We start from the raw sequence: 13,581 nt of genomic DNA, 5'->3' as shown, positions 1-13,581 counted from the left end.
ACATGGGCGGCACGCCTCAACAGACCTATGCCGAGGTGGTGCTCGGGCGGCGCAGCATTCGGGGCTATCTGAACAAGCCCGTCCCGCGCGCGCTGATCGAGGAGATCATCGGCATGGCAATGCGCTCGCCGACTTCGATGAACACCCAGCCCTGGCACTTCCATGTCATCACCGGCGCGCCGCTAGACCAGATCCGCAAGGGCAACACCGAGAACATCCTCGCCGGCGTCCCCGATAGCCGCGAGTTCCGCCGGGGCGAGGCTTTCGCCGGCGTCCATCGCGAGCGGCAGGTCGAGGTCGCCAAGCAGCTGTTCGGCGCGATGGGCATCGCCCGCGACGATGCCGCGGCCCGGCAGGACTGGGTGCTGCGCGGCTTCCGCCAGTTCGATGCGCCGGTCTGCGTGATCGTCACCTACGACCGCGAGCTCGGCAGTTCCGACGACACCGCCTTCGATTGCGGCGCCGTCACCACCGCGCTCGTCAACGCGGCGTGGTCGAAGGGGCTGGGCTGCGTCATCAACTCGCAAGGGATCATGCAATCGCCCGTGGTGCGCGAACACGCCGGCATCCCTGACGATCAGGTCATCATGAAGGCCGTCGCGATGGGCTGGCCCGATCCGGACTTTCCCGCCAATGCGGTGGTCTCCCACCGGCGCAGCGTTGCGGAGGCCGCGCGCTTCGTCGGCTTCGACTGACCGGGCGCAAATCCTTAATTCGCAAGGCGCGGCAGTTGCGTGCTGCGCCTACGGTTTGTTAACCAATAAATGCAACATCTGGCGGCCATCTACGGACGGAGCCAGAATGGAACTCGCAGGAACTCAGCACCGCGCCTTCGACGCCGGGCAGGCGCTGGTCGAGGATGGCGCGCGGCCCGACGTGACCATCGTCATGCCCTGCCTGAACGAGATCCAGAGCCTGCCGCACTGCATGGCGAACGCGCTCGACGCGCTTGCCGACCTGCGCACGCGGCTGGGCATGAGCGGCGAGATCGTGATCGCCGACAACGGCTCGACCGACGGCAGCCAGGCGCTCGCGACCGAGCTCGGCGCGCGGGTCGTGCCGGTGGCCGAGCGCGGCTACGGCGCGGCGCTGATCGGCGGGTGCCGGGCGGCCGCGGGGCGCTACATCCTGATGGGCGACTGCGACGGCAGCTACGATTTCCGCGAGGGCGTGGCGATGATCGCCCGGCTCGACGAAGGCCACGACGTGTGCATGGGCAACCGCTTCCTGGGCGGCATCGCGCCCGGCGCCATGCCGTGGAAGAACCGCTATATCGGCAACCCGGCCCTGTCCGGCATCCTCAACCTGTTCTTCCGCTCGGGCATCGGCGATGCCCATTGCGGCCTGCGCGCGCTCCGCAAGGACGCCTTCGCACGGCTCGGCCTGTCGGGCAGCGGGATGGAGTTCGCGAGCGAGATGGTCATCAAGGCAGCGCTGCTCAAGCTGCGCATGACCGAGGTGCCCGCGAGCCTCGCGGTCGACCTGCGCGACCGTGCCCCGCACCTGCGCCCGTGGCGCGACGGTTGGCGGCACCTGCGCTACCTGTTCATGCTGAGCCCGACCTGGGTCTTCGCGGTGCCGGGCATGGCGGCGCTGGCGCTGGCGGCGGTGATCTTCGGCGTCTCTCTGCTCCATTTCCTCGGCGCGGTGGAGGGCGAGCCCTTCTTCGGCACCAGCTGGACGATCGTCGCCGGCTTCCTTGCCACCTGCGGCCACCTTGCGCTGGTCATGGCGGTGGCGGCGCACCTGTTCGGCGTGCGCCGCGGCTTCCGGCTGCTGCGCCCGGTGCTGGGCCGCCATGCCGGCTGGCTGACGCTCGAGACCATGCTCCTCGCCGGGCTGGCGCTGATCGGCACCGGCCTTGCCGGGCTGGTGGCGGTGACGGTGTGGTGGGGCCAAGGCGGCTTCGTCGCCCTCGGCACCCAGCTGCCGCTCGTCCTGTTCGCCACCTGCGGCGCGATCGGCCTCCAGACCGTGCTGGGCGGGTTCCTGCTCTCGGTCATCGCGGGCAACGACAGCCGGTTCCTCGCTGCGGCAGGCGCCGGGACCGTACCTTGCCATCCTGCAGCAGAAGGCTGACTGTCGATGCACGCCACCGACAGCTCCGAACAGCTCCGCCGCCGCGAGTCCCGGATCTTCGACACCGACTGGCTGGTGCTGCGCCATCTGTCGCGCACGGTGGACAGCTACGCGGAAAAGCTTGCCGCCACCTGCCGCAGGGCGATCGATCTGGGCTGCGGAAGCCAGCCCTACCGCGCCATCTTCGAAAGCCGCGGCGTCGACTATCGCGGTGCCGATCTCGGCGATGGAGCCGAGGTCGTCATCACGCCCGAGGGCAAGGTCCTTGCCGAGCCGGCGAGCGCCGATCTCGTCCTCAGCTTTCAGGTGCTCGAGCACGTGCGCGATCTCGACACCTACCTTGCCGAAGCCGCGCGGCTGCTCGCCCCCGGCGGGCGGCTGCTGCTGTCGACCCACGGCACCTGGCTCTATCACCCCCACCCCGAAGATCACCGGCGCTGGACCCGCGAAGGGCTGATCGGCGAACTCCAGTCGCGCGGCTGGACCGTCGAGCGGTGGGAGGCGATCTGCGGGCCGCTCGCCCTGACCACGATCATCCGGCTGACCGGCTATTGCTACGCGCTGCGGCGCATCCCGCTGATCGGTGTCGCGCTCGGGCGGGCCCTGGCGGTCGTGCTCAACCTGCGCGCGGTGCTCGAAGACTGGATCACGCCCGCCGCGATCCGCTCCGACAACGCCTGCGTTTATTTCGTCCAGGCGCGCCGACGGGACGCAACATGATCGCACCGGGCCTTGGACAGAAGCTGCACTACGCGATCATCGCGGCGCTGTGCGCAGCGTTGCATTTCGCCGTTATGATGGCGGGCGATGCGCTGGGCTGCCACTTCGCGGTGTCGGTCACCATATCCTTCGCGGCCTGTGTGATCGTCGGCTTCCTGCTGCACTGCCGCTTCACCTTCGCGGTCGCCCCGCAGCCGAATGGCCTGCTGCGCTATACGGCGGCCATGGCGCTCAATTACCCCTTGACGCTGTGGATCATCTGGGTGCTTCACGAGGCGCTGGGCCTCGCCATGCTGATCGCCGCGCCGGCCAGCACGCTCCTGCTGACGGTCTACAATTTCCTGTCCTCGCGCTGGGCGGTATCGCTCGGCCTCGCTCGCCAGATGAAGGGAACGCCGGAACCATGACGGCCATCACGCTCGAGGCGGTGTCCGATATCCTGCAGCGCCACACGCCGGTCTACCGCACGCGCCCGCCGGTCTATCAGACCGCGATGCTCGCCGATCTTGCCGCCGTGTGGAGCGGCCACCACGCGAACCTGCTCGACATCGGCGGGGGAACAGGGGTGATGGCGGAAACGATGCAGGCGCTGCTGCCGGTCGGTTCGGTCACCGCGATCGACGTGGTGGACCGGTATTTCCCCACGCTTTCCGTGAGCACCGGCGTCTACGACGGCGCGGTGCTCCCGTTCGAGGATGGCAGCTTCGCGGCCGCCACCATCAACAACGTGATGCACCACGTCGATGTCGCGGTGCGCGGCGCGCTGATGGCCGAGATCCGCCGCGTGGTCTCGGGGCCGGTCTACATCAAGGACCACCTCGCCCGCTCGCCCCTCGATCATGCGCGTCTTGCCGCGCTCGATGCGATCGGCAACATTCCTTTCGGCGGCCAGATCCGCGCGCGCTACCTGACGTGGCGCGAATGGGAGGCGCTCGCCGGCGCGCAAGGATACAGCATCGCGGCGCAGTCCAGTGGGCAATATCGCAGCGGCTTGATGGAGCGGGCGTTCCCCAACCGGCTCGAGATCGCCATGCGACTAGATCCCGCCTGACGCCGCCGCCTGCGGCTGCCGTTGCTATGCGAATCCTGACCGTCTCCTCGTTCTTCGAAACCCACGGGGGCGGGCTCGAGATCGTCGCCGGGACGCTAGCCCGGGCGCTGGCGCGGCGGGGTCACGACAGCCGCCATGCCGCTGCCGCGCTCGGTCCGGTTCCCGGCACGCCCGACGTCACGTTCGTCCCGCTCGCCGCGCGCGATCCGCTCGAGGCGCTCACCGGACTGCCAATGCCGTTGCCCGATGGCGCGGCGCGCAAGCGGCTCGCAAATGAGGTACGCAGCGCCGATGCCGTGATTATCCACGATGCCCTCTACGCGACCTCGCAGCTCGCCCGCATCTACGCCGAGCGGGCGGGCAAGCGGTGGATACTCATCCAGCATATCGGCGGCATCCGCTACCGGAGCGCCGTGATGCGCGCCGCGCTAGGCCTTGCCAACCGGCTGGTAACGAGACCGACCCTGGCCGCCGCGCCGCAGGTCGTTTTCATCAGCGACACGGTGCGCGCGCAATTCGGCGACGTGGCCTTCGCCCGCCCGCCCGAACTGATGTTCAACGGCGTGGACAGCAATCAGTTTCATCCCCTCAGCCCCGAGGATCGGGTCGCGGCGAGGCAGCGGCTGGGCCTTGACCCCTCCCGACCGCAGCTCCTCTTCGTGGGGCGCTTCGTCGAGAAGAAGGGCCTAGCCGCCTTGCGCGAACTGGCCCGGCTGCGGCCCGACTGCAACCTTATGATTGTGGGCAGTGGACCGATCGATGCCGGGAACTGGAACCTTCCCAACGTGCAGCTGGCCGGGCGCAAGTCCCATGCCGAACTTGCCGCGCTCTACCGCGTCATGGACGCGCTTGTGCTCCCCTCGGTCGGCGAGGGCTACCCTCTGGTGGTGCAGGAGGCGATGGCGAGCGGCCTCCCGGTCTATTGCGGGCTGGACAGCGCCTTCGCCGATCCGGAGGCAGCCGCCTTCCACCACGGGATCGCGGTCGATCCCGGCGATGCCGCCGGAACCGCGCGCCAGTTCGCCGCGGCCATCCCGGCCGAGCCCCTGCCAAGCGCCGACGCGTCCGCCGCCGCCTATGCCCGTCGCTGTTACGACTGGGACGCCAACGCGGCGCGTATCGAAGCGTTGCTGGATGCCTCACCCACTTGACCCGCGCGACCGCAGCCCTGCGGCAGGCGCTTCAGCGGCAGGTCGTTCTCCACCGCGTCAAGGCCGAAGCGCGCCGCATCGGCATCGGCGAAGCGCGCGATCGTGAAATCGCGGCAGATGCGCGCCAGTTGCGCCTCGGTGAGCGATGCGGTCGCCATGCGCTTGGGGCGATTGCGGAGCAGCGGATCGTTGCGCACCAGTTCAAGCGCGAAGACGTGGCGCGGCGCATCGATCAGCACCACGTCGGCATCCATGGCCGCAATCGCCGCATCGGCACGGGCATAAGGGCCGACGAAGCTTGCCGCCTGCCAGGCGCGCAAGGGCAGGAGCAGGAGGCTCAGCACGATCCCCGCACCCAGCACGCCGCGAGCCGCCGCGCCATCGCGCACCGCGGCCGGCAGGCGATACCACCCGAAGGTCGCAAGCAGACACGCGCTGCCGATATAGCCGTGAAGATAGCGGTAGCCCCAACCGTGCCCCTGATCGGCCAGCATCACCATCACCGCGCCGCTCGTCAGCACGATGCCGGTCAGCATCGCCCGCCACGCACCGCCTGCGCGCCACGCGCCGGCCGCCGCGACGAGGACCAGCGGCAGGACAGCCGCGTTCTGCCACGTGACAAAGCGCACGAGGTTGATCGCCATGAGGCCGGCACTGGCGGGGGTGAAATCGCGCAGCAGCGCAAGGAAGCGGCTGAACAGCAATCCGGTGCCCGTCCCGGTGCCGCCGCCGCTGACGGTGACCGGCTCGGCGCCGAGCAGCGCGTAGAGGATGGTGTCCCATGCGCTCCAGAACAGGAACGCGGCCCCGATCGCCAGCGCCTGCCCCATCGCCGCCCCGCGCCGCCCGGAGAGCCACGTCTCGAGCAGGAAGGGCGCGGCGAACAGCGGGAAGAACACCGCCTGGTGCAGCCCGATGGCAAGGAAAGCGACCGGCATCGCCGCCACCTGCGCGCGCCAATCGCGGTGCAGCAGCAGCCACAGCCAGGTGAGGTTGAACGCCAGATGCGCGGTCATGGCGAAGGGGGTCATGGCGGTGACGAGGAGCTGCGCGGAGCTCGCCATCAGCAGCGCGCAGACCAGCGGCGCGCCGGGGTGTTCGGGCAGCAGGCGCCTCGCCAGATCGGCCGCGACCAGCACCGCCCAGCCGGCCAGCAGCGGCGAGGCGAGATTGCCGCCGAGATACTGGAGCGCGGCGTTGACCGGCAGATATTCGGACACCCACCAGCCATCGGGCGTGATGCGCGCAAAACGCGGTTGCAGCGCCGCGGCATAGTCGCGCCAGGCTTCCGGGATGAGAGCCATGCCCCGCCCCGTCCCGATGACGATGCCATCCGAGCGCGCCCAATGCTCGTCCACCGCCATCCCGTAGCCGGAGAACACCAGCCACACGCCGACCGCGCCGATCGCCGCCACAATCAGCGCCAGCAGCGCCGCGCCGCGCAGGCCGGCGGCATTCGGGCCCGGCACCGCGCGATCGAGCCCCAGCCGCGCCGGATCGATCCGGCCGCTCATGATCCAGAACAGCGCGAAGACCGCGGCGACGGCAAGATCCTGCGTGCGCAGGTATTGTGCGGCAAAGAACGGTGCGGCGCCGCCCGTCAGGGCGACACCTGCGAGGTAGGCCATGGCGGCGACCAGCAGCACCAGCAGGATCAGGCTGGCGTGTCGCAGCGCTGCGCTCAACGCGCCCTCGCCGGCCTGGCCGTATCGCTGATGTGGCTGATCCATGACGCGCTTTCGTCCCCTGGCGCGGGCGGATAGCGCAGCCGCCGCAGCAGGGAAAGCGCGCGGGCCTCGCCTGTCCCCGGCGAGGGCGTCAGCGCGGCAGTTCGGAGACCCCCATCAGCGCCTCGTCCACCGCGCGGGCGGCCTGGCGGCCCTCGCGGATCGCCCAGACGACGAGGCTCTGCCCGCGCCGCATATCGCCGCAGGCGAAGACCCCCGGCACGCTCGTCGCATAGCCGCTCGTGTCGGCGGCGACATTGCCGCGCGCATCGAGCGCCACGCCCGCCTGTTCGAGGAGCCCCGCCTTGCGCGGACCGACGAAGCCCATGGCGAGGAGGATGAGATCGGCCTTGATGACGAAGCTGCTGCCCGCGATCTCGCGCATCTGGCCGCCCGACCATTCCACCCGCACGCATTCGAGCCCGGTCACGTTCACGCCATCGCCGATCACGCGCTTGGCGAGCACCGCCCAGTCACGCGTCGCCCCTTCCTGGTGGCTCGACGAGGTGCGCAGCTTCATCGGCCAGTCGGGCCAGGTCAGCGCCTTGTCTTCCTTTTCGGGCGGCTTGGGCATGATCTCGAGCTGGGTGACGCTCAAGGCCCCCTGCCGGTTCGAGGTGCCCACGCAGTCGCTCCCCGTGTCGCCGCCACCAAGGACGACGACGTGCTTGCCGGTCGCGGTGAGGCTGCCGCGCGGGGCGGCGCGCAGCTCGTCGTCACCTGCGACGCGCTTGTTCTGCTGGGTGAGGAATTCCATCGCGAGCCGCACGCCGGACATTTCCGCGCCCGGGATCTGGAGCGATCGCGCATCTTCCGCCCCGCCCGCCAGCACCACCGCGTCGAAATTTTCCTTCAGCGAAGCAAAGGAGATGTCGACGCCGACTTCCTTCGAGGTTTTGAAGGTGACGCCCTCGGCCTCCATCTGCACGCAGCGGCGGTTGATGAGGTGCTTTTCCATCTTGAAGTCGGGGATGCCGTAGCGCAGCAGCCCGCCGACGCGGTCCGCCTTCTCGAACACCGTCACCGAGTGCCCCGCGCGCGCCAGCTGCTGGGCGCAGGCAAGGCCGGCGGGGCCGGAGCCGACCACCGCGACCGACTTGCCGGTCTTCTTCTCCGGGATCTGCGGCGTGATCCAGCCTTCCTTCCACCCCCGGTCGACAATCGCGCATTCGATCGACTTGATGGTGACCGGCTGGTCGATGATGTTCAGCGTGCAGGCCGCCTCGCAGGGCGCGGGACAGATGCGGCCGGTGAATTCGGGGAAGTTGTTGGTGGAGTGGAGGTTGGCGAGCGCGCGCTTCCAGTCCGCCTCGTAAACGAGGTGGTTCCAGTCCGGGATCATGTTGTTCACCGGACAGCCGTTGTGGCAGTAGGGAATGCCGCAATTCATGCAGCGCGAGGCCTGCCCGGTCAGCGTCGCATCATCCGGCTGGATGACGAATTCACGGTAGTTCTTCAGGCGCTCCTTGGGATCGAGATAATCCCGCTCGCGGCGGTCCAGCTCGAGAAATCCGGTTTCCTTGCCCACTGTCGTTACCTTCTCATGTTCCCTAGGCCCACCCCGCTGCGACTAACTTCGCCTGCGGCTCAGTAAGTCTCGCTCCCCTCCCGCTTGCGGGAGGGGTTGGGGGTGGGAACACCTTATTCCGCCGCGACGCTTTCGGCCTCTTGCCGTTCCGCTTCGAGCTTCTTGAGCGCCGCCGCATAATCACGCGGCATCACCTTGACGAACTTGGCGAGCGCCGCGTCCCAGTCGGCGAGCAGCGCGCCCGCCAGCTTGGAGCCGGTGTGGAGCTGGTGACGCTCGACCAGAATGCGCAGCCGCTCGGCATCATGGCGCAGCATGTCGCCCATGCCGAAATCGTGGACCGAGCGCGGGCGCTGTGACGGGCGGCCCGTCCCCTCTTCCGCATCCGGCGTGGCCGAAATCGGCAGCAGATCGACCTGCGCGTGGTTGACGAGCTTTTCGAACGCGCCCTCGGGATCATAGACATAGGCGACCCCGCCGCTCATGCCCGCCGCAAAGTTGCGCCCGGTCTTGCCGAGCACGACCACCACGCCGCCGGTCATGTATTCGCAGCCATGGTCCCCGGTGCCCTCGACCACCGCGATGGCGCCCGAATTGCGCACCGCAAAGCGCTCGCCCGCGACGCCGTTGAAATAGGCCTCGCCCGCGATCGCGCCGTAGAGCACGGTGTTACCGACAATGATGTTCTCGTTCGACGCACGCGGGGCCTCTGCCGGCTGGCGCACGATGATGCGCCCGCCCGAGAGGCCCTTGCCGACATAGTCGTTGGCATCGCCGACCAGATCGAGCGTCACCCCGTGGGCGAGCCATGCGCCGAAGCTCTGCCCGGCCACGCCCTTGAGGTTGATGCGGATCGTGTCGGTCGGCAGGCCCTCATGCCCGTGAGCCTTGGCGACCTCGCCCGAGAGCATCGCGCCCACGGTGCGGTTGACGTTGCGCACGTCATATTCGAGCTGCACCGGCTGCTTGGTGTCGATGGCGCTGCGGCAATCGGCGATCAACCGGTTGTCTAGCGCGCCGTCGAGCCCATGGTCCTGCGTGCCGATCTGCCGGAGCGAGGCCCCGTCCTTCAGCGGCACTTGATGGAGGATGCGCGACAGGTCGATCCCGCGCGCCTTCCAGTGGCGCTCCATCCGGCGGGTGTCGAGCCGGTCGACCCGGCCGACCATCTCGGCGACGGTGCGGAAGCCCATCTCGGCCATGATCTGGCGGAGCTCCTCGGCGACGAAGAACATGTAATTGACCACGTGTTCCGGCTGACCGGTGAAGCGCGCGCGCAGCACCGGGTCCTGCGTCGCAACGCCGACGGGGCAGGTGTTGAGGTGGCACTTCCTCATCATGATGCAGCCCGCCGCGATCAGCGGGGCGGTGGCAAAGCCGAACTCGTCCGCGCCCAGCAGCGCACCGATGGCAACGTCGCGCCCGGTGCGCAGGCCCCCGTCGACCTGCACCGCGATCCGCGCGCGCAGGTCGTTGAGCAGAAGCGTCTGCTGGGTCTCGGCCAGGCCGATCTCCCACGGGCTGCCCGCGTGCGTCAGCGAGGTCAGCGGCGAAGCCCCCGTGCCCCCGTCATAGCCCGCGATTGTGACGTGATCGGCACGCGCCTTGGAAACGCCCGCCGCGACCGTGCCGACGCCGACTTCGGACACCAGCTTGACCGAGATGCGCGCCACCGGGTTCACGTTCTTGAGATCGTGGATCAGCTGCGCCAAGTCTTCGATCGAATAGATGTCGTGGTGCGGCGGCGGCGAGATCAGGCCCACGCCCGGGGTCGAGTGCCGCACCGCGCCGATGCGCTTGTCGACCTTGTGCCCGGGCAGCTGCCCGCCCTCGCCGGGCTTGGCACCCTGCGCCATCTTGATCTGGATGTCGTCCGAGTTGACGAGATATTCGGTGGTGACGCCGAACCGCCCCGAGGCAACCTGCTTGATCCGGCTGCGCATCGAATCGCCGTTGGCGAGCGGCTTGAAGCGGAACGGCTCCTCCCCGCCCTCACCCGTGTTCGAGCGCCCGCCGATGCGGTTCATCGCGATCGCCATCGTGGAATGCGCTTCATGGCTGATCGAGCCGAGGCTCATCGCGCCGGTGCTGAAGCGCTTCACGATTTCGGAGGCCGGTTCCACTTCCGAAAGCGGGATCGGCTTGTCGGCCTTCTTGAACTCAAGCAGCCCGCGGATCGTCAGAAGACGTTCGGACTGCTCGTTGATGCTCCGCGCGAATTCCTCGTAATTCTTGGGGTCATTGCCGCGCACCGCGTGCTGCAATTGCGCGACATTCTGCGGGGTCCAGGCGTGTTCCTCTCCGCGCAGGCGGTATTGGTAGATGCCGCCGACATCGAGCATCCCGTCATAGAGCGGGTTGTCGCCGTAAGCCTGCCCGTGGCGGCGCAGCGCTTCCTCGGCGACTTCGGCAAGGCCGATGCCTTCGATGGTCGTGGCGGTGCCGGTGAAGTACTTCTCGACGAAGGCGCTCGAGAGCCCGACCGCGTCGAAAATCTGCGCGCCGCAGTACGACTGGTAGGTCGAAATGCCCATCTTGGACATGACCTTGCGGATGCCCTTGCCGATCGCCTTGATGAAGTTCTGCTGCACCTTCGTGGCAAGCAAATCGGGGTGCCGCTTGGCGCGCAGGGCTTCGAGGGTTTCGAAGGCGAGGTAGGGATTGATCGCTTCCGCGCCGTAACCTGCGAGCACGCAGAAGTGATGCACTTCGCGCGCCTCGCCGGTTTCGACCACGAGGCCGGTCTGCATCCTCAGACCCTGGCGGACGAGGTGGTGGTGGACGGCAGCGGTCGCGAGCAGCGCGGGCATCGGCACGCGGGTCTCGCTCTGCCCGCGGTCGGAGAGCACGAGGATGTTGTGGTCCTGAAGCACGGCTTCCGTCGCGGCCCAGCACATTTCCTTCAATGCCATTTCAAGGCCTTCGGCCCCGCTCTTGGCATCCCATGTGATGTCGATGGTGGCGCAACGGAACGCGCCGTCCAGTGCCTCTTCGACCGAGCGGATCTTGGCGAGATCCTCGTTGGTGAGGATCGGCTGATCGACTTCGAGACGCTTGTGCGTCCCCGCATCGCGGCCCAGCAGGTTCGGGCGCGGGCCGATCATGCTGGTGAGGCTCATCACCAGTTCCTCGCGGATCGGGTCGATCGGCGGGTTGGTCACCTGCGCGAAGTTCTGCTTGAAATAGTCGTAGAGCAGCCGCGCGCGGTCGGACAGCACCGCGATCGGCGTGTCGGTGCCCATCGAGCCGATCGGGTCGTCGGCATCCACCGCCATCGGTTCGAGGAAGCGGGTGATGTCTTCCTGCGTGTAGCCGAAGGCCTGCTGGCGGGTGAGCAGGGTGCCCTCCTCCGCCGGAATCGCCGCGAGTTCGGGCACCACATCGGTGATGTCGGCGAGCTTGTACTGCGCCTGATGCAGCCACTCGGCATAGGGTTCGGCATTGGCGAGATCGGCCTTGAGCTCGTCATCCTCGATGATGCGGCCCTGTTCGAGGTCGATCAGCAGCATCTTGCCGGGCTGAAGGCGCCACTTGCGGACAATATCCTCTTCCGCAAACGGCAGAACGCCGCTTTCCGAGGCGAGGCAGACGATGTCGTCCTTGGTGACGCAGAAGCGTGCGGGCCTGAGCCCGTTGCGGTCAAGCGTTGCGCCGATCTGGCGGCCATCGGTGAAGCACACCGAGGCCGGGCCGTCCCACGGCTCCATCAGCGCGGCGTGATATTCGTAAAAGGCGCGCCGCTCGGGCGTCATCAACGAGTTGCCGGCCCAGGCCTCGGGGATGAGGATCATCATCGCATGGGCAAGGCTGTATCCGCCCGCGATCAGCAGCTCGAGCGCATTGTCGAGGCACGCCGTGTCCGATTGGCCGTGGGGGATGATCGGCCACATCTTGTCGAGATCCGGCCCCAGCAGCTCGCTTTCCATCGTGCGGCGGCGGGCGTTCATCCAGTTGACGTTGCCGCGCACGGTGTTGATCTCGCCATTATGGGCGATGAAGCGGAACGGGTGGGCGAGACGCCAGCTCGGGAAGGTGTTGGTCGAGAAGCGCTGGTGGACGAGGCCCAGTGCCGAGACGCAATCGGGATCGCGCAGATCGTCGTAGAAGCTCCCCACCTGCGTCGCCAGCAGCAGCCCCTTGTAGACGAGCGTGCGGGTCGAGAAGCTGGGGATATAGGTCTCGGTGACGCCCGGCAGGGCGTGTTTTTCGGCAAGGCTCGCGAGCGGGTTCTGCACCTGCTTGCGGATCGTCAGCAGCTTCCGCTCGAAAGCGTCCTGATCGGCACAATGGGGCCCGCGCCCGATCACCGCCATCTGGATCACCGGCATCGAGGCGATCACCGCCGCGCCGAGCCCTGCGGGCGTGGTCGGCACGTCGCGCCAGCCGATGAAGCGCTGGCCCTCCTTGGCGGTGAAGGCCTCCATCCGCTCCTTGACGAAGTCACGCGCGCGCTCGTCCTGCGGCAGGAAGCACATGGCGATGGCATATTCGCCCGGCTGCGGAAGATCATGCCCCTGTCCTTCGGCCCAGCGGCGAATCAGCGGATCGGGAATCTGGATGAGGATGCCCGCGCCATCACCCAGCAGCGGGTCCGCGCCGACCGCGCCGCGATGATCGAGCTTCTCGAGAATCTCGAGCGCGCTGGCGATGATCGCGTGGCTTTTCTCGCCCTTGATATGCGCAACCATGCCGACGCCGCAGGCGTCATGTTCGTTGGCGGGGTCATAGAGACCCTGGGCGGAGGGGTAACCCATAGCGCAAATCCGATCCGTCAGATGCCGACAGGCGCGAACACCGCGCATGATCGATCATGCGGGGGAACACGCCTGGGGGCAGGTCGCTCGGGCGCTGGGAGACCTCGCCTGTGGTCCCCGTGCGCCCGCTTTCGCGCCCCTCATGCCGACAGGATGCGGATTTGGCAAGGGTCAGGCGTGAAGTATTATTTCTCGCAGACCTATTCAAACTTTTGTTCTATTGCGCGTGCTGCATCGCAGCACCAGCGGGAGTTGCAGGTTTTGCGCCGCTCGCCCGCCCCGCGCCGTCAGGCTGCCGCGTCTCGGCGCGGTTGCAGCTGGCTGAGCGCCGCGCGCAGCGGGTCGTCCTGGTCGTCGCCAGCAGGTGCGCCGCCGATGCCGCTGAGCGTGGCGAGCGCCTTCAGCGCTTCGGCCAGCGCCGCCTCGCGCGCGGCAAGTTCGGCCGCGCCGAGCGTGCGCACAGGGGCGCTGGTGCGGTGCTGGTGCAGCGCGGCGGCGAACCGCTCGACCATCTCCGCCATGCTGAGATCGCTGGTCGGGACGGCGCGCAGCCGGGCCAGCGCCGCCGTGC

At 68.2% G+C, this 13,581-nt stretch carries 10 protein-coding genes; 6 read left to right on the top strand and 4 right to left on the bottom strand.

The window, feature by feature from the left end; genetic code table 11:
- Positions 1-2 precede the first annotated feature (2 nt).
- From OPU67_RS13005 to OPU67_RS12980, 6 genes are all read left to right on the top strand, one after another.
- Positions 3-695 (top strand): nitroreductase, encoded by a 693-nt coding sequence (locus OPU67_RS13005; RefSeq protein ID WP_267620266.1) that lies wholly within the window; start codon positions 3-5, stop codon positions 693-695.
- Positions 696-801: 106 nt separating this feature from the next.
- A complete protein-coding gene (locus OPU67_RS13000; RefSeq protein ID WP_267620263.1) occupies positions 802-2,079 on the top strand; it encodes a glycosyltransferase family 2 protein in 1,278 nt (425 codons plus the stop codon).
- A 6-nt stretch (positions 2,080-2,085) separates the two neighbouring features.
- Positions 2,086-2,799, top strand: coding sequence for a class I SAM-dependent methyltransferase (locus OPU67_RS12995; protein ID WP_267620261.1), 714 nt, complete (start codon positions 2,086-2,088; stop codon positions 2,797-2,799).
- On the top strand, positions 2,796-3,206 hold the full coding sequence (locus OPU67_RS12990) for a GtrA family protein (protein ID WP_267620259.1): 411 nt from the start codon (positions 2,796-2,798) through the stop codon (positions 3,204-3,206). Before OPU67_RS12995 ends, OPU67_RS12990 begins: the two co-directional genes overlap by 4 nt.
- On the top strand, positions 3,203-3,850 hold the full coding sequence (locus OPU67_RS12985) for a class I SAM-dependent methyltransferase (protein WP_267620257.1): 648 nt from the start codon (positions 3,203-3,205) through the stop codon (positions 3,848-3,850). The genes OPU67_RS12990 and OPU67_RS12985 overlap by 4 nt, the downstream gene beginning before the upstream one ends.
- A gap of 26 nt (positions 3,851-3,876) precedes the next feature.
- Positions 3,877-5,001, top strand: coding sequence for a glycosyltransferase family 4 protein (locus OPU67_RS12980; RefSeq protein WP_267620255.1), 1,125 nt, complete (start codon positions 3,877-3,879; stop codon positions 4,999-5,001).
- On the opposite strand, the gene OPU67_RS12975 is transcribed toward OPU67_RS12980, so the two are convergent.
- From OPU67_RS12975 to OPU67_RS12960, 4 genes are all read right to left on the bottom strand, one after another.
- Positions 4,941-6,731 carry a hypothetical protein gene (locus OPU67_RS12975; protein WP_267620253.1) on the bottom strand — a complete coding sequence of 597 codons (1,791 nt, stop codon included), beginning with the start codon at positions 6,729-6,731 and terminating at the stop codon, positions 4,941-4,943. The two genes, OPU67_RS12980 and OPU67_RS12975, sit on opposite strands and share 61 nt — an antisense overlap.
- 88 nt (positions 6,732-6,819) lie before the next feature.
- Positions 6,820-8,256, bottom strand: coding sequence for a glutamate synthase subunit beta (locus OPU67_RS12970; RefSeq protein WP_267620251.1), 1,437 nt, complete (start codon positions 8,254-8,256; stop codon positions 6,820-6,822).
- A gap of 113 nt (positions 8,257-8,369) precedes the next feature.
- Positions 8,370-13,010, bottom strand: coding sequence for a glutamate synthase large subunit (gene gltB, locus OPU67_RS12965; protein ID WP_267620249.1), 4,641 nt, complete (start codon positions 13,008-13,010; stop codon positions 8,370-8,372).
- Between the two features lie 287 nt (positions 13,011-13,297).
- A partial coding sequence (locus OPU67_RS12960) for a hypothetical protein (RefSeq protein ID WP_267620247.1) occupies positions 13,298-13,581 on the bottom strand: 284 nt, incomplete at its 5' end.

The sequence above is a fragment of the Erythrobacter sp. WG genome, assembly GCF_026586795.1.
GTDB lineage: Bacteria > Pseudomonadota > Alphaproteobacteria > Sphingomonadales > Sphingomonadaceae > Erythrobacter.
Note: the sequence above shows the minus strand (reverse complement) of the source record. Positions and strands in the feature narration are given on the sequence as shown.